This window comes from [Actinomadura] parvosata subsp. kistnae, from assembly GCF_900323885.1.
Lineage (GTDB): Bacteria > Actinomycetota > Actinomycetes > Streptosporangiales > Streptosporangiaceae > Nonomuraea > Nonomuraea composti.
Map to the genome: position 1 here is coordinate 623,833 of NZ_OOHJ01000015.1, position 21,463 is coordinate 645,295.

Sequence of the window (21,463 nt, forward strand, 5' to 3'; positions counted from 1 at the left end):
CTCTTGCGGCGTGACGTCCTTTCAGCAGGCGCGCATCGACCTCGGCAGCCAGCTACGCCAGCTGCGCGAGGCGGCCCATCTGTCGGGCAAGGAGCTGGCCGAGCGGCTGCGCTGGCAGCCGTCCAAGGTCTCCAGGCTGGAGAACGCCCGGCAGACGGCGACCGAGGACGACGTCGTCGTGTGGGCGCAGGCCGTCAACGCCTCGCCCGACACGACCGACGAGCTGATCAGGCAGTCGATCGCGCTGCTGGAGCGGCACGACGACTGGAAGCAGCGCCACCGCAGCGGCCTGGCCGCCATCCAGGAGGACATCCGCGACCTGGAGGCGCGCACCAAGGTCTTCCGCGTCTTCGAGCCGGGCATCATCGTCGGCCTGCTGCAGACCTCCGAGTACGCCCGGCACGTCTTCCGCAAGGTCAAGCGGCTCTACAGCGCCGCCGACCAGATCGACGCGGCCGTCCGCGTGCGCATGCAGCGCCAGGAGATCCTCTACGACCGCACGCGGACCTTCAGGTTCGTGGTCACCGAGGCGACCCTGCGCACCGCGCTCGCGCCGCCCGAGGTGATGCGCGGCCAGCTCGACCGCCTGCTCGCCGTCAGCACGCTGCCGAACGTCGAGTTCGGCGTCATCCCCTTCGCCACCGAGCTGCCGGCCAACCCCGTCAACGGCTTCTGGATCTACAACGAGGCCATGGTCGCCGTCGCCACCATGACGAAGGACCTCATCCTGCGCGACCCCGACGACATCGCCTTCTACGTGCGGGCGTTCGACGACTACGCGAAAGCGGCCGAGTTCGGGGAAGCCGGGCGGGAAGTCATCATCTCGATTCTTCACGATTACCGGAAACAAAGCCCACATTAACCGCAGCAATTGCTTGCCACCCACCGCAAGATCGTGCAATTCTGTCGCGAGACGTTGCGGAGGTGACGCATGATGCTTGATACCGCGCTGTGCCTCGAGCGGTTCGCCTGGCACGCGGGTCGTCACGCCGACCTGTCCGTGCAGAGTCTGGCGCTGTCCAGCGACCCGGCCTACGTGGCGGTCCGCAACCGCTTCTCGGCGACCCTCGCGGAGACGGTGACGTGCTCCGACGACGGAGCCTTCGTCACCTCGTGGGGCTACCGGCTGGGCACCACCGAAGACGTGGAGTCCGCCGCCGCCCGCCTCGCCTTCCTCCTGGCGGCCCTGCCGGCTTAGGGCTGCTTGAAGGGGATGTTGCGCCAGGGGCTGGCCGGGTCGGTCGTCAGGATGCGGTGCGCGTCGAGCATCTCGCCGTACCAGTCGCCGAACTCCTCCTCGTCGAAGTGCAGGCAGCGGCCCAGGATGTACGCGGCCGAGAAGTCCTCCCACGAGCGGTAGTCGAGCCGGCTGACCCGGCCGGCCCGCAGGACGGCCTGCTCGGCCTCCTCCAGGGCGCAGTAGCGGGCGCCGAGGCCCCAGCGGGCCATCTTCGAGGCCCGGCCGTAGTCCCAGGCCGCCACCGAGTGCACGAAACGGTTCTCGGGGAGGAGGCCGTCGGCGCGGAAGCGGGCCTCGTACCTGGCGATCCGGCCGATGAGCCGCTGCGCCCCGGCCACCTGAGCCCGCAGCTCGGTCTCGCTCACCGACCGCACGCTCTGCCCTGTGCCCGCGGGCTGGGCCGCGCGGTGGTGCAGGACGCGGGTGGTCGCGTGCCGCCAGTGGTCCAGCTCGACGGCGCCGCCGAAGTCGAGGGCCAGGCTGCGGCGCACGCCCAGCACGAAGCCCCAGACCGAGCTGCTCATCTCGCCGGCGAGGAGGTCCTCCATCGCGCTCGCCCAGCCCGCCCGGTCCGTGATGCCCCACCACTCCTGCAAGCGGCGGCGCTCCCGGACGTAGCCGGTGCCGTGCCAGCCCATCGCGTTCCAGAGGGAGCCGTTCGTGACGCACAGGAGCGCCCCGCAGGCCAGCCCGTGCGCGACCGGCCCGTGCAGCGGGCCGCCCGACCACAGGGTGCGCAGCCGGCCACGCCTCGGGGCGGTCGCGCGCTCGACGTGCCGGCGCCACAGCTGCCGGTGGGCGGCCGTGGCCGGGAAGAACGCCTCGACCGGGGTGCCCGGGTTGACGGCCAGCCACTCGTCGTCGCGCGGCCAGTCCTGCGCGAGGTCGGCCAGGTCGGTGGCGAAGAAGACCGGGTCGGGCACGGGCGCCGGGAGCATCCCGTCGGTGTGGAAGGCGAGCATCAGGTGGCCGTTCACCCGGACGGGGTTGAAGTGGATCCAGCCCGGCTGGGCGTCGGCCTGGGCGCGCGACATCGCGTGGTAGAGGTCGGCCCGGGCCAGGACGTCGAGGTAGGCGGGCCAGTCGCCGCGCAGCTTGGCGGCGTACAGGTCCCGCTCGACCTCGCCCGGCGCCCGCCACCCCGAACCGTGCGCCCAACCACCCGGACCCGGCGCCTGAGAGGCCGCGCCGGGCTCGTCACCCACCCCCATGCCGCGTTACCTTACAACCGTTTTGTGGGGGTACGAGAGGCTTCGCTGCTCAGCAGCCCGCCTTGTAGAGGACCTTCTGCACCTCCGGCCGGTCCACGTTCGCGGCGGTGACGATCGTGGCGTCGGTCGGGATCGACGGCGTGACCTCCTGCCCCTTCACCGCCGCGACGGCCTGCTCGACGCCCTTCGCCCCGATGTCGGCGGGCAATTGCGCGATCAGCGCCTGCACGACGCCGTCCTTGAGCTGCTTCACCTGCGCCGGGCCCGCGTCGAAGCCGACCATCTTGACCTTGCCGAGCTTGCCGGCCTGCTGGAGTGCGGTGCCCGCGCCGGTGGCCGAGTTGAGGTTCGTGGCGAACACCCCGGCCAGGTCGGCGTCCTTGGCCAGCGCCGCGTTCATGATCCGGGACGCCTCGCCGACGTCGTTGTGCGAGTACTGCACCCCGACGTAGGTGAGGCCGGGGTGGCTCGCCTTGATCTCGTCCTCGAAGCCCTTGATCCGCGCGTCCACGGTGCTGACGCCGGGGTCGGTGGAGATCACCAGCACCTTGCCCTTGCCGCCGACCTGCTCCGACAGCGCCTCGGCCGCCGCCGCGCCGCCCTTGAGGTTGTCGGTGCTGATCCTGGACAGGCCGATGGTCGGGTCCTCGACCACCGTGTCCACCAGGATGATCTTGATGTTCTGCTGCTTCGCCTGGGTCAGCGGCGCGATCATGGCCTTGACGTCGGTCGGGGCGATGAGCATGGCGTCCGGCGCGCCGGCGACGACGGAGTTGACGATCGGCGTCTGCAACGTCGGGTCGAACTTCTGCGGCCCCTGCACGTCGAGGTCCACCCCCAGCTCCTTGGCCTTGGCCCGCGCCCCGCACGCCATCGTCTCGTAGAACTCCTCCCCCGCCAGCCCCTGCACGAGCGCGACCCTGATCCGGTCACCACCGCCGCCCGAGCCTTCACCGCCGCCTCCGCAGGACGTGATCAGCAGCATCGCCGCGAGGGCGGCCATGGCCTTGCGCATGGTGGTGCCTCCTTCACTGGTCGCGGGCCCGGCGCCGCCACTGGTCCAGGTACACGGCGGCGACGAGCACGGCGCCCACCACCACCTGCTGCCAGAACGGGCGCACGCCGAGGATCTGGAAGCCGTTCTGGAGCACGACGGGGATGAACACGCCGATGACCGTGCCCGCCACCGTCCCCACCCCGCCGAACAGGGACGTGCCGCCGATCACCACGGCCGCGATGGCCTGGAGGTTGTCGGTGGAGTGCGCGGAGACGCCGGTGATGCCGTACTTGGCCAGCGACAGGTGCCCCGCCAGCCCCGCGAGCAGCCCCGCCAGGCCGTAGACCTTGATCAGGTGGCCGCGCACGGCCACGCCGGCGCGCCGGGCGGCCTCGGCGTTGGAGCCGATCGCGTACGTGTGGCGGCCGAAGCGGGTGAAGGCGAGCGCCAGCGCCAGGGCGGCGGTGATGGCGGCGCAGATCCACACGATCAGCGGCACGCCGAGCCAGCGCGCCAGCCCGAGCCCCAGGTTGAGGTCCGCGGGGGCGCGCAGGTCGACGCCGCCGGTGAGCAGGAGCGCCCCGCCGAGCGACATGCCGAGCGTGCCCAGCGTCACGATCAGCGCCGGGATCCGGCCCAGCGCGACCAGCACCCCGTTCAGCCCGCCCCAGGCCAGGCCGGTGACCAGCGCGCCGGCCGCGCCGAGCGCCGCGGAGCCGGTGGCCTCGGTGACCTTGGCCGCCACCACGGCCGAGAACACGAGCACGCCGCCCACCGACAGGTCGATGCCCGCCGTGATGATCACGAACGTCATGCCGGTGGCCAGCAGGAGGAGGATCGCGGCGTCGCTGACCAGGTTGAGCAGGTTGAAGGAGGTGGGGAACGCGCGCGGGGCCAGCACCGAGAACGCGGCCAGCAGCGCGACCAGCACCAGCCCGATCCACACGACCTGCAGCCCGCCGCGGCCGGTCCGCGCCGGCTTCGCGCCCGCCCTCTCCGCCGCCGCATCGCGAGCGACCCGGCCCGTCCCCGCCGGCCCGTCGTGCGCGGCCCCGCCCGTCCCCGTCGGCCCGTCGTGCGCGGCCCCGCCCGTCATGGCCGGCCCTCCTGCTGCTCCAGGGCGCCGGTCATGGCGCCGACCAGGTCCTCCATCGACGCCTGTGCCGTGGCGAAGCAGGCCACCCGCCGGCCCAGCCGCAGCACCTCGACCCGGTCGGAGACCGCCATGACGTCCTGCATGTTGTGGCTGATGAGCACGACGGACACGCCGGAGTCGCGTACGGTCCTGATGAGGTCGAGCACCCGGCGCGTCTGCACCACGCCGAGCGCCGCCGTCGGCTCGTCCATGAACACCGCCCGCCGCGCCCACGTCACCGCCCTGGCCACGGCGACGCCCTGCCGCTGCCCGCCGGACAGGGCCGACACGGGCGCGCTCTGGGAGGGCAGCCGCACGCCGAGCCGCTCGCAGGCGTCCTGGGTCGCGCGGCGCATGGCGGCGTTGTCGAGCACGCCGAGCAGCCCCAGCAGGCCGGGCCGCAGCCGTTCCCTGCCGAGGAAGAAGTTCGCGGCGGGGGTGAGGTCGGCGCAGAGGGCCAGGTCCTGGTAGACGGTCTCGATGCCGGCGCTCCTGGCCTCCTCCGCGGAGCCGAACGCGACCGGCTCGCCGTCGACCTCGATCGTCCCGCCGTCCGGACGCTCGACGCCCGAGAGGATCTTCGCCAGCGTGGACTTCCCGGCCCCGTTGTCGCCGATCAGCGCGACCACCTCGCCCGCCCCCAGGCTGAAGTCCGCGCCGCGCAGCGCCTCGACCTGGCCGTAGCTCTTCACGATCCCGCGGGCGGCGATCAGCGGTACGGCCATAAGACCATCAAGAAACGGTCTGACATCGTTGTCAAGACCCAGTGGGACGCCGGGTTCCGGACGTCCCACTCCCGGCTACTCGGAGCAGTCGTAGAGCCCGTCCTGGCCGTCCACGGCCGAGCAGTTCTGCCGCACCCAGGTCGTCACCTCCGTGTCGCCCCGGCCGGGGCCGCCGCCGCTGCCGGACAGGACGTACCTGAGCTGCCCCGAGGAGACCAGCGCCTGGAGCCGCGCCACGGTCATGGCGGGGTCGCTGCCGGTGAAGCCGCCCATCGCGATCACCGGCCTGCCGGTGGACAGGATCAGGCCGGACGCCTGCTGGGCGCTGCTCACCGCGACCAGCCACGTGGCGCCGCCCTGGTTGGCCACCAGGTACTTGGTCAGCGCGTCGCTGACACCGCCGCCGGGGCCGCCGCGCCCCATGAAGGCGGCCCGGCGCTCGGCGTTCCCCGGCTGGCTCTGCCCGCCCGGGAACTCGGCGCCGCCGGTCGGCATCCGGCCGCGCATGCCGCCGGGCCCGCCGAAGCCCATCCGGCCGGACGAGGGGCCGGCGGTGGGGTTCGTCCCGTTCGTCTGGGACCGCAGCGGCGTGACCGCGTACGCGGCGGGCCCGGCCAGGCCGGCGACGACCACGGCCGCGAGCGCGACCGCCGCGACCCGTACCCGCACCTGCCTCCGCATCCTGGCCAGCACGAGCGCCGCCACGGCCACCAGGGTCGCCCCGAGCACGACCCAGGCCAGCCACGGCAGCCACTCGGGGGTGCGCCGCAGCACCACGAACGACCAGCCCCCGGTCACCGCCACCGCCAGCGGCAGCACCCAGGCCCACGCCCGCGACCGCCGGTACGCCGCCCACATCACGACGACCCCCGTCCCGGCCAGCGCGGCCACCGCCGGCGCCATGGCGGTCGTGTAGTACGGGTGGAAGGTGCCGCTGGAGAAGCTGAACACCACGTAGTGCACGGCCAGCCACCCGCCCCACACCAGCCAGGCCGCCCCGGAGGGCCCGCCGTCGCCGGTCACGCGCCGCACCCGCAGCAGGATCGCGAACGCCAGCGTCACCACGCAGAACGGCAACAGCCACGAGATCTGCCCGGCCAGGATCTCGTTGAACAGCCGCCCGGCTCCCGACTCCCCGCCGAAGCCCCCACCACCGCCGCCGCCGTTGCCGCGCCCCTGGCCGAAGATGCGGCCCAGGCCGTTGTAGCCGATGACGAGGTCCCAGACGGTGTTGTCGGTGGAGCCGCCGATGTAGGGGCGGGAGTCCTTCGGCCACAGGTCGGTGATCACCATCCACCACGCGCTGGACACCACCAGCACGACCCCGGCCGCCACCAGGTGCCACACGCGCCTGATCCAGGGCGTCCTGGCGCACGCCAGGTAGGCGAGCGCGAGCGCCGGCACCACGAGGTACGCCTGCAACATCTTGGCGTTGAACCCGAGCCCCACGAAGAACGCCGCCAGCAGCAGCGACCGCATCCGGCCCGTCCGCAGCGCCTCCAGGCAGAACCAGGCCGACAGGACGAGCAGCAGCACGAGCACGGTGTCGGGGTTGTTGTCGCGGTTGATCGCCACGGTGATGGGCGTGAGCGTCATGACGACGGCGGCGATCAGCGCCGCCACGTGCCCCCGCCGCCCGCCACCGGGATGGGCCGGGGTGGTGAAGGCGCGGCGCACCGCCGAGAACACCAGGCCGACGGCCGCCACCCCGGCGATCGCCTGCGGGAGCAGCATGCTCCACGTGCCGTAGCCGAAGATCCGCGCCGACAGCCCCATCACCCACAGCGCCAGCGGCGGCTTGTCGACGGTGATGAAGGAGCCGGCGTCGATGGCGCCGAAGAAGAACGCCTTCCAGCTCTTGGTGCCCGACAGGATGGCGGCGGCGTAGTACTCGTTGGCGTTGCCGCTCAGCGCCCACGCGTACAGGACGAAGGCGACGGCGAGCACCGCCCACATGGCGGGCCGCGACCAGCGCGGGTCCTGCTCCGATCCGAGGAGGGCGCGGGCGAGCGCGCCGCGCCGGCCGGCGGCCCGGTGCCCGGGCCTGATCGCGGTGACGGTCATGGGGTGTTCCTCCGCTTGGGGTTGAAGACCCACGCGCGCAGCAGCAGGAAGCGTACGAGGGTGGCGGCGGCGTTGGCGACGATGACCGCGACGAGCTCCACGCCGTGGGAGACCCCGGCGGGCAGCAGGGAGAGGCTGCCCGAGGTGAGCGCCAGCCCGACGAGGAAGGCGATCAGCCCTTCGAACTGGTGCCGCACGGCCCCGCCCGCGCCTTTGACGCCGAAGGTGAAGCGGCGGTTGGCGGCGGTGTTGGCCACGGCGGTGACGAGCAGCGCGACCGCGTTGGCGGCGAGGGGCGGCACGACCTGGCGCAGCAGCGAGTACAGCACTAGGTACGCCAGTGTGCTGACCACGCCCACGATCGCGAACCGCGGGAGCTGCTTGGCCATGCCCTTCGGCAGCTCGGCCCGCCCGGACAGGGGGACGCGGGTGGCGCCGGACAGCGTCCCGCGGGCCACGCGGACGAGGCCGCGCAGGTCGTCGAGGGCGGTCTGCACGATGTCCACCCGGCTGTCCGGGTCGTCCACCCAGTCCACGGGCACCTCGTGGATGCGCAGGCCGTGGCGCTCGGCCAGGAGCAGCAGCTCGGTGTCGAAGAACCACTGCTCGTCCTCGACACCGGGCAACAGAGCCTGGGCGATCTCCGTACGGACGGCCTTGAAGCCGCACTGCGCGTCCGAGAAGCGGGCGCCCATGCCGAGGCGGAGCAGCAGGTTGTAGGAGCGGGAGATGAACTCGCGCTTGGGGCCGCGCTCGACGCGGGCCGCGCGGGCCAGGCGGGTGCCGATGGCCAGGTCGCTGTGCCCGGTCAGCAGCGGGGCCACCAGCGGCAGGAACGCGTCCAGGTCGGTGGACAGGTCCACGTCCATGTAGCTGACGACGTCGGCCTCGCTCCGCGACCACACGCTGCGCAGTGCCCGGCCGCGGCCCTTCTCGTCGAGGTGCACGGCCCGCACGTGCGGCAGCTCCCTGGCCAGCTCGGTGGCGAGCTGCCAGGTGTTGTCCGTGCTGGCGTTGTCGGCGATGGTGATGCGGAAGCCGTAGGGGAAGTTCGCGGTGAGGTAGGTGTGCAGCCGGGCGATGCTGGCTCGCAGCGCCCGCTGCTCGTTGTAGACCGGGACGACCACCTCGACCAGGCGGGTCCGTACTGCTGTTGTCTCCATGCAGCCAGGACACTTTTTGGGTCTTTAAGGTGACTTATCCGATTCTGAGTTACGGATGAGAGTTCCCGGCAGGTCCATGGTCGCGATCGCCCCGCCACCTGGAGCGTTCCCCAGGCGTACGGTGCCGCCGGCCTCCGTGACGGCCTGCGCCACGATCGCCAGCCCCAGCCCCGAGCCCGGCAGGCCGCGCGCCGACGGGGAGCGCCAGAACCGCTCGAACACGTGCGGCAGCTCCTCCTCCGGCAGCCCCGGGCCGTGGTCGCGCACGGTCAGGCGGCCGTCGCGCAGCTTCACCTCCACCTGGGAGCCCTCCGGGCTGAACTTGGCGGCGTTGTCGATGAGGTTCAGCACCGCCCGTTCCAGCGAGGTGGCGCTGCCCACGACATACCAGGGGCTGAGGTCGGTCACCACCTCCGCGCCGCGCAGCCGCGCCCGCTCCACGGCGGCCGTGACCACTTCGTGAAAGCCCAGCTCGACGTGCGGCTCGTGGTCGGTGTCGCCCCTGGCGAGCTGGAGCAGGTCGGCCACCAGCGTGGACAGCTCCGCGAACTGCGCCTTCACGTTGACCAGCAGCCGCTCCTTGGCGCCCGGGTCGAGGCTGCGGCCCGTCTGCTCGCTGCGCAGCAGCAGGTCGATGTTGGTGCGCAACGTGGTGAGCGGGGTGCGCAACTCGTGGCCGGCGTCGGCGACCAGCTGTTTCTGCCGCTCCCTGGAGCCGGCCAGGGCGGCCGTCATGGCGTTGAACGAGGAGGACAGGCGGGCGATCTCGTCGTTGCCGTGAACGGGGATGCGCGTGTCGAGGTCTTCGGTCTGGGCGATGTGCTCGACCGCCTTGGTCAGGTCGCCCACCGGACGCAGGGCGGCCCGCGAGATCGTCAGCCCGGCCCAGGCCGCGCCGAGCACGCCCAAGGCGGTGATGCCGCCGAGCATGAGCCCCGCGATGCGCATCGTGCGCTGGATGTGCCCGTAGAACCTCGACTCCATGACCGCCACGCCGGGCTTGAAGTTGACCGTCACCACCCGGACCTGTTTGCCGTCCATCGTCTCGCCGTAGCGGTAGACCGGATCGCACGGCTCGAAGGCCTTCTTGTCCAGCTCGTAGTCCGGCTTGATGGGAGAGGGGCCGATCGAGCAGGTCCTGCCGTCGGCGAACAGCAGCGTGGCCTGCCCTTCCGCGAAAGCCGCCGGCGTGCCCCCCGGCCGGCAGTTGTGCTCCAGATATCCCTTGTCGCCCTGGTCGAGCGACGCCAGGATGGTCATGTCGAGGTTGCCCCGGAGCCGGTCCTGGAGGATGAAGTACGACAGACCGGCACACATCGCGATGGCCAGCGCCACCGCCACCGTGACCAGGAGCGTCAGCCGCGTGCGCAGGCTGCCGCGCGTGGCCAGGGACCGGACACGGTCACCCCATCTGCCCTTCACTGCGTGGCCCTGAGCACATAACCCACCCCGCGCACGGTGTGGATCACGCGCGGCTCGCCCCCGGCCTCCGTCTTGCGCCGCAGATACATGACGTACACGTCGAGCGAGTTGGAGGTCGGCTCGAAGTCGAAGCCCCACACCTCGCTGAGGATCTGGTCTCTCGTCAGCACCTGGCGCGGATGGGCGAGGAACAGCTCCATGAGCAGGTATTCGGTCCTGGTCAGGTCGAGGCGGCGGTCGCCGCGCGTGACCTCCCGGGTCGCCGGGTCCATGCGCAGGTCGCCGTACGAGAGCGTGTCGCCCTCGGGGGTGCCGGCGCTGAGCGCGCCGCGCCGCAGCAGCGCCCGCACCCTGGCCAGCAGCTCGTCGAGCTCGAACGGCTTGACGAGGTAGTCGTCGGCCCCGGCGTCGAGCCCGGACACGCGGTCGCCGACGGCGTCGCGGGCGGTGAGCATGAGCACGGGCACGTGGTTGCCGGAGGCGCGCAGGCGGCGGCACGCGGTGAGCCCGTCGAGCCTGGGCATCATGACGTCGAGCAGCACCGCGTCGTACGTCTCCGCCGCCAGCGCGTCGAGCGCCTGCTGCCCGTCGTTGGCCGTGACGACCTTGTAGCCCTCGAACTCCAGGCTCGACTGCAGAGCCTCGCGCAACGCGGGCTCGTCGTCCACTACCAGCAACCGTGCGGGCTCACTCATGCTTGAAACGCTAGGGGCTCATCATGAAAACGTGATGAACGACCTCACGGAGATTTTATGAGGATCACCACGCGACGGGCATCGAGGTGAGCCCGAAGATGGCTCCATCGTACTTGGCGGTCAGGTCCGCGTCGGCCACGGTGACGCGCAGGCCGGGCAGGCGCTCGAACAGGGTGCGCAGCGCGATCTCCAGCTCGGCGCGCGCCAGGTTCTGGCCGAGGCACTGGTGCACGCCGTAGCCGAAGGCGACGTGGTGGCGGGCGCCGCGCTCGATGTCGAACGCGTCCGGCCGCTCGAAGACGCGCTCGTCCCGGTTGGCGGAGGCGCCGAGCACGAAGATGCCCTCGCCCTTCCTGACGAGCTGCCCGCCGATCTCCTGGTCCTCGACGGCGACCCGGTCGAAGGCGGCCCAGTCGACGATGGAGTGGAAGCGCAGCAGCTCCTCCACCGCCATGGGCCAGCCGGCGGGGTCGGCGCGCAGCGCGGCGAGCTGGTCGGGGTGGCGCAGGAGGGTGAGCACGGCCAGGGGGATCATGTTGGCGGTGGTCTCGTGGCCGGCGACGAGCAGCAGGAACATCACGCCCACCAGCTCGTCGTGGGTGAGCCGGCCGCCGGTGATGAGCCGGCCGAGCAGGTCGTCCTTCGGGGCCTGCTCGGCGGCGGTGACGAGCCCGTCGAGGTAGTCCCTGATCGCGAACGCCGCCGCGTGGGAGTCGTCGTCGGTGCTGAGCATCTCCCGGGTGCGGGCCTGGAAGAACTCGTGGTCGGCGTACGGGACGCCGAGGAGCCGGCAGATCACCAGCGAGGGCAGGGCGAGCCCGAACGCCTCGACCAGCTCCGCCTCGGACCCCTGGGCGACCATGTCGTCGATGAGCCCGTCGACCAGCTTCTGGATGTCGGGGCGCAGCTCCTTGATCCGCCTGACGGTGAACTCGGGGATGAGCAGCCGCCGGAACCTGGTGTGGTCGGGCGGGTCGAGGTCGATGAAGTGGCCGGTCCTGAAGTGTTCGAGTGCCTGCTCCTCCTCGGGCGAGGGGGCCTCGGTGCGGAAGGCGGCGGTGGGATGGCCGGGCGTGGCCGGGTTGGTGCTGATGCCGGTGCCGGCGAGCACGCGCTGCGCCTCCGCGTGCCGGGTGACGAGCCAGACGTCGCCGCCGGGCAGGGAGGCCCGGACGAGCGGCGCCTCCTCGCGCATCCGCTCGTACTCGGGCGGCGGCGCGAACGGGCAGGTACGCGGAAGCGGGAAGGAATGCGCCATAGTCTTGACCCCCTGGGAAGCAGCCGATCGCATTGCTTACTTACGCGAAAGTAAGCAATGATGCGATGGACCGTCAAGTGATGGGAGCGGAATGGCGGGCCGGCGGACGGACACACGTGAGCGGATCCAGCAGGTGGCGCTGGAATTGTTCGCCGAGCGCGGATACGACAAGACCTCGCTGCAGGAGGTGGCCGAGCGGCTGGAGATCACCAGGCCCGCGCTCTACTACCACTTCCGCACGAAGGAGGACATCCTGGCCAGCGTCGTCGACCGGCTGTGCGACTCGATCGACGAGCTGGTGGCCTGGGCCAAGGAGCAGCCCCAGACGGCCGCGTCCCGGCAGGAGATCCTGCGGCGCATCTCCGGGCTGCTGGAGGACCAGTGGCGGCCGCTGTTCAAGTTCGCCCAGGTCAACCAGGGGGTCATGCAGGGCAACCCGGCCGGGCAGCGCATGCGGAGCGGGATGCTCGGCATGCTGTCGGTGCTGTCCGTGCCCGGCGCGAGCGCGGTCAAGCAGTTCGAGGCCAGGCTGGCGGTGTTCGCGGTGATACTCGGGAGCGTGCCGTTCCTGTTCGAGATGGACCTCGACGAGGCGGAGCGCGCGGACGTGGCCCTGGAGGTGGCCACCAAGCTCGTCGGCGACGACTGAGCAGCTTCTACCGGCGCAGCAGCGCCATGGCGGCGTTGTGGCCGCCGATGCCGCTGACGCCGCCGCCCCTGCGGGCGCCCGCGCCGCACATGAGGACGCGCTCGTGCTCGGTCTCCACGCCCCACCCGCCGCCCTCGGCGAACGGCCAGCTCAGGTCGGTGTGGAAGATGTGGCCGCCGGGCAGGCCCGCGTCCCGTTCGAGGTCGACCGGGGTCTTGACCTCGACACATGGGGTGCCGTCGGGGGCGGTGAGCAGGCAGTCCTCGATCGGCTCGGCGAGGACCGCGTTCATGGAGGCGAAGGTGGCGTCCAGGGCCAGCTTCCTCGCCTTATCCGGATTTTTCCGGAAAAGGCGGGCGGGCATGTGCAGGCCGAACAGCGTCATCGTCTCCGCCCTGCCCCGCAGCTCCGGCCCCAGGATCGACGGATCGGTCAGCGAGTGGCAGTAGACCTCGGCCGGCGGCAGCTCGGGGATCTCGCCCCGCTCCGCCTGCGCGTACGCCGCCGCGAGCTGATCGCGCCCCTCGTTGATGTGGAACGTCCCGCTGAAGGCCGCCCTCGGGTCCACCGAGTCGTCCTTGAGCCGGGGCAGCCGCGTGAGCACCATGTTCACCTTGAGCTGCGCCCCCTCCGGCACCGTCGCCGGCCGGCCCATCAGCCGGTCGAGCACGGCCGGGGGCAGGTTCACCAGCACGTGACCGCCGCTCACGGTGTGCTCGCCATCCTCCGCCACGAATGTCACCTCGCCCGACGGCGAGATGCCGACGATCTCGGCGCCGGTCCTGATCTCGGCGCCCGCCCGCCTGGCCGCCGCCTCCAGCGCGCCCGACACCGCGCCCATGCCGCCGACCGGGACGTTCCACTCGCCGGTGCCGTCGCCGATCACGTGGTAGAGGAAGCACCGGTTGGCCAGCAGGTCGGTCGCCGGGTCGGCGAACGTGCCGATCAGCGCGTCGGTCAGCACCACGCCGCGCACGGTGTCGTCGCGGAACCGCTCGTCCACCACCTCCCCGATCGGCCGCGCGAACAGCTCACCCCACGCCTCGGGGCCGACCAGCCGCTCGATCTCGATCTGCGGGCGCAGGGGTTCGAGCAGGGTCGGGGCGAGGGCCCGCGCCACCTCGGCGGTCATGCCGTAGAAGCGGCGCCACGCCTCGTGGTCGGCCTCGCCGCCCGTCACGCTTCTGAACGAGGCCGCCGTGCGCAGGTCGTCCTCGTTGTCGACGAGCAGGCCCGTGCCGCCGACGGGCGTGTACGAGGCGTAGCGGCGGCGGCGCAGCTCCAGATCGAGCCCCAGGTCGCGGACGATCCGGGTCGGCAGCAGGCTCACCAGGTACGAGTACCGCGACAGCCGCACGTCCACCCCGGGGAACGCCTGGGCGGAGATCGCCAGGCCGCCCACGCGCGCGTACCGCTCCAGCACGAGCACCCGCCGCCCGGCGCCGGCCAGGTACGCCGCCGCGACCAGCCCGTTGTGCCCGCCTCCTGCCACGACCACGTCATACGAAGCCACCTTCGCACCCTACGACCGGCCCCGCCCCGCCCGTCAACGACCTCCCGTTGGAGGCCGAACGAGTCAGGGGTGGCCGGCGCTCCGCGATCCGGGTCAGGGGCGGCTGGCGATCGCCAGGAGGGTGGCGGCCGGGCCGGTCAGCGGGCGGCCGCGCCGCCACACCGCCCGCAGGCTGCGCACCAGGTTGACCCCGGTGAGCGGCACCTCCACGAGCCGCCCCGTCGCCACGTCCGACTCCACCGCGTACCCGCTGAGCACGGCGGGCGCCACCCCGGCCTGGGCCGCCCCCTTCACCGCCGAGTTCGACCCGAGCTCCAGCCGAGGGCTGGCCCGGTGCATCGCGGCGAACGCCACGTCGAGCGTCTCCCGTGTCCCGGAGCCCGGCTCCCGCACGACGAGCGGCGTCGCGGCCAGCTCCGGCCCCCTCAGCACCGTACGGCGGCGCGCCCACGGATGCGCCGGCGCCACCACGACCACGAGCCGGTCGGTGCCCACGACCCGCACGGCCAGCCCGTCGGGCACGGTCGGCCCCTCCACGAACCCCAGCTCCACCTCCCCGGCCAGCACCCGGGCCGCGACGTCGGCCGAGTTCACGACGTCGAGCCCCACCTGGACGTCCGGCTCCCGGTGCTGCAGCTCGCCGAGCCAGCGCGGCACAAGATACTCGGCCACCGTCATGCTCGACGCCACCCGCAGGTGGGCGGCCTCGCTGAGGCGCACGGCCTGGGCGGCCCGCATGAGCTCCTGCGCGGCCCCGAGCACCTGCGCCGCCCAGCCGGCCACCATCTTGCCCTCGGCGGTGAGGGTGGAGCCGCGTGGCGTGCGTTCGAGGAGGGGGAGGCCGAGGCGGCGTTCGAGCAGGGCGATGCGTTTGCTGGCGGACGGCTGGGCGATCCCGGCCGCCCTGGCCGCGCGCCCGAGGCTGCCCAGCTCGCCCACGTCGACGAGGAGCTTCAGCGAGTCGAGGTCGGGCAGCGCACTCATAGCCTCAGGCTATGGCCTCACAGGCAAGGCATGGCTACTCGGCCCTCCTGCCGCTCTGAAGACTGGGATCATGCTCACCACCCCGCACGAAACCCGCTCCCACCTCAGGACATTGGCGCCAGGAGCAGGCGTCGCGGGCGGGGCGGTGGTGCTGGCGACGCTCGTCAACCTGATCGTCCCGGCCCTGTCGCCCGCCGTCGTGGCCGTCGCCGCCGGAGCCGCCCTGGCGAGCCTGGCGGGGGTCGGGGAGCGGCTCAGGCCGGGGCTCGCGTTCGTCTCCAGGCGGGTGCTGCGGGTCGCGATCGCGCTGCTCGGCCTGCAGATCGCCGTGCCGCAGGTGCTCGCGCTCGGCTGGCAGAGCCTGGCCGTCGTGGCGGTGGCGACGGGCGTGACGTTCGCCGTGACCCCCGTGATCGGGCGCCGGCTGGGGCTGAGCCGCGGCACGTCCCTGCTCATCGCGACGGGCGTGTCCATCTGCGGCGCCGCGGCCATCGCCGCAATGCGCGAGAGCACCGACCTGCCCGACGACGAGGAGGCCGCCGCGAGCGCGCTCGGCGTCGTGGTCCTGTACGGGACCGCGTCCATCGCCCTGATCCCCCTCCTGGCCTCCCTGCTGGGCCTGTCACCGGCGGAGCTGGGCGTGTGGACGGGCGCGGCCGTGCACGAGGTGGCCCAGGTGGCCGCGATCGGCGCCGCCTCGGGCGTGCTGGCCGTCGCGGTGACGGTCAAGCTGGGGCGGGTCGTCCTCCTGGCCCCGATCGTCGCCCTGACGTCCTACCGCTCCCGCACCACACCCGCCGACCGGCCTGAGGCTGGGCGGAGGCCGCCGGTCGTGCCGCTGTTCGTGCTCGCGTTCCTCGCGATGGTGACCGTCCGGAGCACGGGGCTGGTGCCGGCGGCGGTGACGGGCGCGCTGCCCGCCGTCACGAACGTGCTCATGGCCGCCGCCCTGTTCGGCCTGGGCACCGGGATCGACGTGCGGAAACTCGTGCGGGGCGGCCGGGCGGCGCTGCTCGGCGGCCTCGCCACGGCGATCATCGCGGCCACGTCCCTGGCCGGGGTGGCGCTCCTCGTGTGATCCTCGGGGTGGACGGCCGGGCCTGGGGAGCCGTACGCTGCTCCGTTCGGAACAAATACCGCGAAAGCGGCCGTTCCCCGTAAGCAGTCCCAAAATCCACCCAAAGGAGCACGAAACCCGTCATGCACAGCACCACCGACTCCCTCCTCCAGCCGTCCGACGAGGTCGCCGAGGCCCTGGCGGCCGGCGCGCCGGTCGTGGCGCTGGAGTCCACGATCATCTCCCACGGGCTGCCGCAGCCGCGCAACCTGGAGGTGGCGCGGGAGCTGGAGGGGGTCGTGCGGGCGGCGGGCGCCGTGCCGGCCACGATCGCCGTCCTCGACGGCGTGCCCCGCATCGGCCTGAACGAGCCGGAGCTGGAGCGCATCGCGACCGAGCCCGGGCTGCGCAAGCTGAGCCAGCGGGACCTGCCCCTCGCGGCGGCGCTGAAGGCCAGCGGCGCGACCACGGTGTCGGCCACCTCGTTCCTGGCCGCGCGGGCCGGGATCCGGGTCTTCGCCACTGGCGGCCTTGGCGGCGTGCACCGCGGCTGGACCGAGGACCAGGACGAGTCCGCCGACCTCGACACGCTCTCCCGCACCCGGATCACTGTCGTGTGCGCGGGCGTCAAGTCCATCCTCGACGTGCCGGCGACGCTGCAGCGGCTGGAGACGCGGGGCGTCAGCGTGGTCGGGTTCGGCACCGACACCTTCCCCGGCTTCTACCTGCACTCCTCCGGTCAGCCGATCGACTGGCAGATCGGCTCGCCGGACGAGGCCGCGGCCATCATGCGCGGCCAGGACGCCCTGGGCGGCCCCGAGACCGCGCTGATCGTGGCCAACCCCGTCCCAGAGGATCAGCAGCTCGACCCCGAGCTGCACGACCGCGTCCTCGGCGAGGCGCTGGCCGCCGCCGAGCGCCAGGGGATCAAGGGGCAGGCGATCACCCCGTTCCTGCTCGGCTACCTGGTGGACGGCACCGGCGGCGCCTCCCTGGAGGCCAACCTCGCCGCCGTGCGCGGCAACACCGCCCTGGCGGCCCGGATCGCCGTCTCCTGGGCCCGATCGTGACCGACAACGCCCTCCTGATCATCGGGGACGTCGTCACCGATGTGGTGGCGTTGCACGGCTCCCCCGTGATGTCCGGCACCGACACGGCCGCCGACATCGTGCTGCGCCCGGGCGGCTCCGGCGCGAACACCGCCGCCTGGGCCGCCCGCCTCGGCGCCGAGGTCCACCTGCTGGCCAGGCTCGGGTACGACAGCAGCGAATGGCACACCACCGAGCTGGTCAAGACGGGCGTGCGGCCGCACGTGACGGTGGACCCGCACCGCCCCACCGCCGTCGTGATCGCGATGGTGGACCGCAGCGGCGAGCGCTCGATGCTCACCAACCGCGGCGCCGGCGGCCTGATCTCCGAAACCGACTGGGACCCGGCGCTGCTCGACGGCATGGCCCGGCTGCACCTGTCGGGCTACATCCTGTTCGCCGAGGCCGGGCTGGGCCTGGCCCGGCGCGCCATGGCGGACGCGGCGGCGGCGGGCGTCGGCATCAGCGTCGACCCGGCCTCCACGGGCCCGCTGCGCGAGTTCGGCGTCGAACGTTTCATCGCGGAGACCGCGCCTGCGGACCTGATCATCCCGAACCTCGACGAGGCCCTCCTCCTCACCGGGGCCGAAACGGCGCAGGCGGCGGCCGTACACTTGAGTGAGAGATACGGCACAGCGGTCGTGAAGCTGGGCGCGCGCGGCGCGCTGGCCGCCGTCGACGGAGAGGTGGTGGCCACCGCGGAGGGTGTGTCCGCCGAGGTCGTCGACTCCACGGGGGCGGGTGACGCGTTCGCCGCCGGGTTCCTCGCCGCGAAATTGCTCGGCGCCGACGAACAGGCCGCTTTGCAGGCCGGTTGCCGTGCCGGTGCCGAATGTGTGGCCCAGGTGGGCGGCCGTCCACGGTACGGTTTGGATCTGAACCGTCTTTACCCTATTCACACTGATTGATAGCTTGCCGCGTAGGCTGCACCATTAGCCACAGGCGTTACGGGCAGCACCGGCTCACTGGGGAGGATAAGGTCCGCCGATGGAAGTCGAGTCATCGATCTGCCTGAGCGACCTAGTCCCTGCGCTGCGTTGGAGCCGCCCGCAGCAGGTGGCCGAGGCGCTGGGCGACCCGCGGCTGCCCGCGGGGTGGTGGTCCTCTCTCGCGCTGTCCAAAGCGCTCGGCACGGCGGGGCTCGACTGGATCTGCGAGCGCCTGGCCCGGCTCGCCTCCGCCCGCTGGGACCACCTGCCGCTCGCCGACCTGCTGCCCGCGCTGACGGTTCACCACGTCGACCCCTCCCTGCCCGGCTGGCCCGAGGCCACCCGCACCGCGATCACCGGCCTCGGCGGCTGGCAACGGCTGCGCCGCCTGTCACCCAGCGACCTCGCCACCCCGTCGGCCACGCCCGAGGTCGTGATCGGATCGGTCTTCCGCGAGATCCTCGGCCGCATCCCGGCCCAGCGCGAAGCCCCCGCCCCGGCCACCACGGCCCATCCCGAGGTCACCCGGCCGCTGCAGCGCGGCCAGTCGCCCGCCTCCGGCCCCTTCCCCGAACAACCCGCCGCCGGCACGGGCTCCTTCCCGGCCCAGCCCGCGGCCGGTGCGGGCGCGCAGCCCGCGGCCGGCCCCGGCGCACAATCCCCGGCCGGTACGGGGGCGTTCCCCGCGCAGCCGGCGGCCGGATCGCGCCAGACCGGCCCCTTCCCGCTGCCCGCGGCCGCCGACGCCGGGCCCGGGGCGCGCCAGACGGGCTCGTTCCCCGCCGTTCCCGGCGAACGCCAGACGGGCTCCTTCCCTGCGGTCCCCGGCGAACGCCAGAGCGGCCCGTTCCCCGCCGCGCCCGCCGCCGACGGCAGCCCGGGAGGGCGTCAGACCGGCACCTTCCCCGCCGTACCGGGCGAGCGGCAGACCGGCTCGTTCCCGGCCGCTCCTGGCGAACGCCAGACCGGGTCCTTCCCGGCCGTCCCCGGTGAGCGCCAGACGGGCGCCTTCCCCGCCACGCCTTCCGAACGCCAGAGCGGCCCGTTCCCCGCCGCGCCCGCCGCCGACGGCAGCCCGGGAGCACGTCAGACCGGCTCCTTCCCCGCCGTGCCGGGCGATCGGCAGACCGGCTCGTTCCCGGCCGTGCCGGGCGAGCGACAGACCGGGGCGTTCCCCGCGCAGCCCCAGGGCGGGCCGCGTCAGGGGCTCGCCGGTGAGGGCGGCCTGCCCCAGCGTCCCGCCCCCGGCCAGCCCGAACGCCTTCCGCAGCGCCCCACGGGCCCGCAGCCGGGCCGCCAGGACCCGAACGCCCTGCCGTCCCGTCCCGGCACGCCGGGCGCCCCCGGCACCTCGAACGCGCCTGGCTCGCCCTTGGGTGCTCCCGGCGCCCGCCCCGCCGGCTCCCCGATCTCCGGCACCCCCGGCGTACCGGGCACATCCAGCACCCCGGGCACGCCCGGTACCCCTGGCGGTCCGGGCGTCGGCTCGGTCCCGCCTCTCCCCGCCGACCCCGCCAAGAGCACTCCGTCCTACTCCACCCCCGTCCCCTCGGACACCGACCACGCGATGGTCCGCGTCGTCGACAGCCTCTTCCGGGGCCTCGACAAGCTGGAGCTGGCGGTGGCCGTGCACCGGCTGTTCGCCGAGGACCCGGTCAGCCTCCGTACTCTCGCCCACAAGCTGCTGGTCGAGCGGGAGGCGCTCTCGCAGGCCCAGCGCACCGCCGAGGAACGCGTCCTGCAGTGGCTGCGTTCCTCCGAGTCCGCGCCGGTCACCGGCCACATGTTCCGGCTGACCGAGTGGCTGGGCGCGGCGGCCACGGAGGAGCAGCTCATCGGCGCCGACCCGGCGCACCCGGTGATCGTCCCGTCGCTGCGCACGCCGCTGTGGCGGGTGCTCGTGACGCTCATGCCCGACCGCCGCCTCCAGGACGGCTGGCTCGTGGTGGGCGACATCCACGGCCTCCAGGCCCGTACGAGGCAGCTCCTGGCGGCCAGCCCGCCGGACGCCGACATCGTCGAGCTGATGGGCGAGCTCGGCATCCGCGCCCACTCGGCCAAGGCGTGGCTCGACGCCCTGCCGCCCGAGACGGCCCAGGACCCGGTGGCCGCGGCGCCGTCCCCGGCCCAGCCGCTGCCCCGCCGCACGCCGGGCGCCAACGGCCACCACCACCGGGGCGGCCAGCCCGTCCCGCCGGCGACGGCCGGCTCCATCGACCCGTCCGCCGCGCTGGCCACGCTGTCGGCGCTGTCGGGCGGCCGCTCGCCGATGCTGCCCACGGGCGGCCTGGCGGGCACCCCGTCCACGCCTCCGCCGCCGCTGCCGAGCCCGTCGTCCGACCCGCGCCGCTGGCAACGCATCGAGGTCACCCCCGAGCACCTCAGGGGCGGCCCGGTGGCGGTGCCCGAGGGCTACGCGGCCCAGCTCGGCATGCGCCCCGGCACGCTCCTGTCGGTGACGGGCCCCGGCGACAACGCGATCGTCCTGGTCTGGCAGGGACACCAGCCGGTCTTCGACTCGCTGCAGCCCGTCCTGATGCGCCTGAACGCCCGCCCGGGCGACCAGGTGTACGTCACGGTGGACGGCTACCGCCTGGAGGCCCAGCTCACCGCCTGACGCGGTCATCGGCGTGGCGGCTCAGCCCACCGTCTGACGGGACCATCGGTGTGGCGGCTCAGCCCACCGCCTGGCGGGACCGTCCGCGTGGCGGCTCAGCCCACCGCCTGGCGGGACCGTCCGCGTGGCGGCTCAGCTCACCGCCTGGCCGGGTCCTGCGCCCGGCTCCGGCTCCTCCGTCGGGAAGAAGATCGCGCTCAGCACGTACGGCCGCCGCCCGTCCCCCGGCCCGTTGCCCGCCCGGGGCGCGAGCACCTGCCGCAGCTCGCCCGCGACCTCCTCCATCTCCTCCGGACGGAGCCACAGCGTGCCCTGCCGGTAGCCCACCCGGTCGGCCACGGGGTCGGCGGCCGGCCGGTCGAGGTAGGCGTTGAACTCGGCGAGCAACGCCGCCATGGCCGCCGCGAACCCGTGGCGGTGCTCCTCCAGCGACATCGCCCCGGCCGTCTCGGGGTCGACGTTCGCGGCGCCCTGGCGCAGCCGGTAGTGGCGCTCGACCATGCCTCGTACCCGCTGCTCGCCCGCCACCTCCAGGAGCCCGCCGTCGGCGAGCAGGGCGACGTGCCGGTACAGGGTGGTCTTGGGGATGTCGGGCATGCTCTCGCACAGCTCGGACGTCGTACGCACCCGCCCGCCCGACAGCGCCCACATGATGCGCAACCGAACCGGATGCAAGATCAGCTCCAGGGTGTCCATGCTCCAATGTTCCCATAAGT

At 73.2% G+C, this 21,463-nt stretch carries 19 protein-coding genes; 7 read left to right on the forward strand and 12 right to left on the reverse strand.

Annotation, left to right across the window (positions count from 1 at the left end; translation table 11 throughout):
- The first annotated feature begins 10 nt into the window (after positions 1 to 10).
- On the forward strand, positions 11 to 862 hold the full coding sequence (locus tag KIS93_RS17580) for a helix-turn-helix domain-containing protein (RefSeq protein WP_080036576.1): 852 nt from the start codon (positions 11 to 13) through the stop codon (positions 860 to 862).
- A gap of 69 nt (positions 863 to 931) precedes the next feature.
- Positions 932 to 1,198 carry a hypothetical protein gene (locus KIS93_RS17585; protein ID WP_080036575.1) on the forward strand — a complete coding sequence of 89 codons (267 nt, stop codon included), beginning with the start codon at positions 932 to 934 and terminating at the stop codon, positions 1,196 to 1,198.
- Here the strand turns inward: KIS93_RS17585 and KIS93_RS17590 are convergent.
- The 9 genes from KIS93_RS17590 to KIS93_RS17630 form a co-directional block, all read right to left on the reverse strand.
- On the reverse strand, positions 1,195 to 2,451 hold the full coding sequence (locus tag KIS93_RS17590; protein WP_080036574.1) for a DUF1266 domain-containing protein: 1,257 nt from the start codon (positions 2,449 to 2,451) through the stop codon (positions 1,195 to 1,197). The two genes, KIS93_RS17585 and KIS93_RS17590, sit on opposite strands and share 4 nt — an antisense overlap.
- A gap of 49 nt (positions 2,452 to 2,500) precedes the next feature.
- Positions 2,501 to 3,466: an ABC transporter substrate-binding protein gene (locus tag KIS93_RS17595; RefSeq protein WP_080036573.1), complete on the reverse strand. Its 966-nt coding sequence runs from the start codon at positions 3,464 to 3,466 to the stop codon at positions 2,501 to 2,503.
- A gap of 13 nt (positions 3,467 to 3,479) precedes the next feature.
- The gene (locus KIS93_RS17600; protein ID WP_080036572.1) at positions 3,480 to 4,544 is read right to left on the reverse strand and encodes an ABC transporter permease; all 1,065 of its coding nucleotides are present in this window, start codon (positions 4,542 to 4,544) and stop codon (positions 3,480 to 3,482) included.
- Positions 4,541 to 5,308 carry an ATP-binding cassette domain-containing protein gene (locus tag KIS93_RS17605; RefSeq protein WP_080036571.1) on the reverse strand — a complete coding sequence of 256 codons (768 nt, stop codon included), beginning with the start codon at positions 5,306 to 5,308 and terminating at the stop codon, positions 4,541 to 4,543. The genes KIS93_RS17600 and KIS93_RS17605 overlap by 4 nt, the downstream gene beginning before the upstream one ends.
- Positions 5,309 to 5,383: 75 nt before the next feature.
- Positions 5,384 to 7,372 (reverse strand): glycosyltransferase family 39 protein, encoded by a 1,989-nt coding sequence (locus KIS93_RS17610; protein ID WP_080036570.1) that lies wholly within the window; start codon positions 7,370 to 7,372, stop codon positions 5,384 to 5,386.
- Positions 7,369 to 8,535 carry a bifunctional glycosyltransferase family 2/GtrA family protein gene (locus KIS93_RS17615; protein WP_080036569.1) on the reverse strand — a complete coding sequence of 389 codons (1,167 nt, stop codon included), beginning with the start codon at positions 8,533 to 8,535 and terminating at the stop codon, positions 7,369 to 7,371. The genes KIS93_RS17610 and KIS93_RS17615 overlap by 4 nt, the downstream gene beginning before the upstream one ends.
- Positions 8,536 to 8,559: 24 nt before the next feature.
- Positions 8,560 to 9,957, reverse strand: a complete 1,398-nt coding sequence (locus KIS93_RS17620; protein ID WP_230465960.1) for a HAMP domain-containing sensor histidine kinase — start codon at positions 9,955 to 9,957, stop codon at positions 8,560 to 8,562.
- Positions 9,954 to 10,652, reverse strand: coding sequence for a response regulator transcription factor (locus KIS93_RS17625; RefSeq protein ID WP_080036568.1), 699 nt, complete (start codon positions 10,650 to 10,652; stop codon positions 9,954 to 9,956). Before KIS93_RS17625 ends, KIS93_RS17620 begins: the two co-directional genes overlap by 4 nt.
- Positions 10,653 to 10,716: 64 nt before the next feature.
- Positions 10,717 to 11,910 carry a cytochrome P450 gene (locus KIS93_RS17630; protein ID WP_080036567.1) on the reverse strand — a complete coding sequence of 398 codons (1,194 nt, stop codon included), beginning with the start codon at positions 11,908 to 11,910 and terminating at the stop codon, positions 10,717 to 10,719.
- Between the two features lie 133 nt (positions 11,911 to 12,043).
- On the opposite strand from KIS93_RS17630, the gene KIS93_RS63405 reads away from it, so the two are divergent.
- Positions 12,044 to 12,559 (forward strand): TetR/AcrR family transcriptional regulator, encoded by a 516-nt coding sequence (locus tag KIS93_RS63405; protein WP_230465959.1) that lies wholly within the window; start codon positions 12,044 to 12,046, stop codon positions 12,557 to 12,559.
- A gap of 7 nt (positions 12,560 to 12,566) precedes the next feature.
- Here KIS93_RS63405 and KIS93_RS17640 read toward each other — a convergent pair whose 3' ends face one another.
- Positions 12,567 to 14,072 (reverse strand): phytoene desaturase family protein, encoded by a 1,506-nt coding sequence (locus tag KIS93_RS17640; RefSeq protein WP_080036565.1) that lies wholly within the window; start codon positions 14,070 to 14,072, stop codon positions 12,567 to 12,569.
- A gap of 93 nt (positions 14,073 to 14,165) precedes the next feature.
- Positions 14,166 to 15,056, reverse strand: coding sequence for a LysR family transcriptional regulator (locus tag KIS93_RS17645; protein WP_080036564.1), 891 nt, complete (start codon positions 15,054 to 15,056; stop codon positions 14,166 to 14,168).
- A gap of 70 nt (positions 15,057 to 15,126) precedes the next feature.
- Here KIS93_RS17645 and KIS93_RS17650 point away from each other — a divergent pair, with 70 nt between their 5' ends.
- The 4 genes from KIS93_RS17650 to KIS93_RS17665 all read left to right on the forward strand — a co-directional run bounded on the left by KIS93_RS17650 (position 15,127) and on the right by KIS93_RS17665 (position 20,747).
- Positions 15,127 to 16,134, forward strand: coding sequence for a YeiH family protein (locus KIS93_RS17650; RefSeq protein WP_080036563.1), 1,008 nt, complete (start codon positions 15,127 to 15,129; stop codon positions 16,132 to 16,134).
- A gap of 122 nt (positions 16,135 to 16,256) precedes the next feature.
- Positions 16,257 to 17,183, forward strand: coding sequence for a pseudouridine-5'-phosphate glycosidase (locus KIS93_RS17655; RefSeq protein ID WP_080036562.1), 927 nt, complete (start codon positions 16,257 to 16,259; stop codon positions 17,181 to 17,183).
- A complete protein-coding gene (locus tag KIS93_RS17660) occupies positions 17,180 to 18,109 on the forward strand; it encodes a carbohydrate kinase family protein (protein WP_080036561.1) in 930 nt (309 codons plus the stop codon). The genes KIS93_RS17655 and KIS93_RS17660 overlap by 4 nt, the downstream gene beginning before the upstream one ends.
- A gap of 79 nt (positions 18,110 to 18,188) precedes the next feature.
- Complete coding sequence (locus KIS93_RS17665; protein ID WP_155126420.1) at positions 18,189 to 20,747, forward strand: hypothetical protein; 2,559 nt, start codon at positions 18,189 to 18,191, stop codon at positions 20,745 to 20,747.
- Positions 20,748 to 20,879: 132 nt separating this feature from the next.
- On the opposite strand, the gene KIS93_RS17670 is transcribed toward KIS93_RS17665, so the two are convergent.
- Positions 20,880 to 21,443, reverse strand: coding sequence for a helix-turn-helix domain-containing protein (locus KIS93_RS17670; RefSeq protein ID WP_080036559.1), 564 nt, complete (start codon positions 21,441 to 21,443; stop codon positions 20,880 to 20,882).
- Positions 21,444 to 21,463 lie beyond the last annotated feature (20 nt).

Coding starts and splice junctions, on each gene's coding strand:
- KIS93_RS17625 (WP_080036568.1), bottom strand. CDS start 10,652: ATGAGTGAGCCCGCACGGTTGCTGGTAGTGGACGACGAGCCCGCGTTG.
- KIS93_RS17605 (WP_080036571.1), bottom strand. CDS start 5,308: ATGGCCGTACCGCTGATCGCCGCCCGCGGGATCGTGAAGAGCTACGGC.
- KIS93_RS17645 (WP_080036564.1), bottom strand. CDS start 15,056: ATGAGTGCGCTGCCCGACCTCGACTCGCTGAAGCTCCTCGTCGACGTG.
- KIS93_RS17600 (WP_080036572.1), bottom strand. CDS start 4,544: ATGACGGGCGGGGCCGCGCACGACGGGCCGACGGGGACGGGCGGGGCC.
- KIS93_RS17650 (WP_080036563.1), top strand. CDS start 15,127: ATGCTCACCACCCCGCACGAAACCCGCTCCCACCTCAGGACATTGGCG.
- KIS93_RS17585 (WP_080036575.1), top strand. CDS start 932: ATGATGCTTGATACCGCGCTGTGCCTCGAGCGGTTCGCCTGGCACGCG.
- KIS93_RS17610 (WP_080036570.1), bottom strand. CDS start 7,372: ATGACCGTCACCGCGATCAGGCCCGGGCACCGGGCCGCCGGCCGGCGC.
- KIS93_RS17590 (WP_080036574.1), bottom strand. CDS start 2,451: ATGGGGGTGGGTGACGAGCCCGGCGCGGCCTCTCAGGCGCCGGGTCCG.
- KIS93_RS17595 (WP_080036573.1), bottom strand. CDS start 3,466: ATGCGCAAGGCCATGGCCGCCCTCGCGGCGATGCTGCTGATCACGTCC.
- KIS93_RS17670 (WP_080036559.1), bottom strand. CDS start 21,443: ATGGACACCCTGGAGCTGATCTTGCATCCGGTTCGGTTGCGCATCATG.
- KIS93_RS17655 (WP_080036562.1), top strand. CDS start 16,257: ATGCACAGCACCACCGACTCCCTCCTCCAGCCGTCCGACGAGGTCGCC.
- KIS93_RS17665 (WP_155126420.1), top strand. CDS start 18,189: ATGGAAGTCGAGTCATCGATCTGCCTGAGCGACCTAGTCCCTGCGCTG.
- KIS93_RS17615 (WP_080036569.1), bottom strand. CDS start 8,535: ATGGAGACAACAGCAGTACGGACCCGCCTGGTCGAGGTGGTCGTCCCG.
- KIS93_RS17630 (WP_080036567.1), bottom strand. CDS start 11,910: ATGGCGCATTCCTTCCCGCTTCCGCGTACCTGCCCGTTCGCGCCGCCG.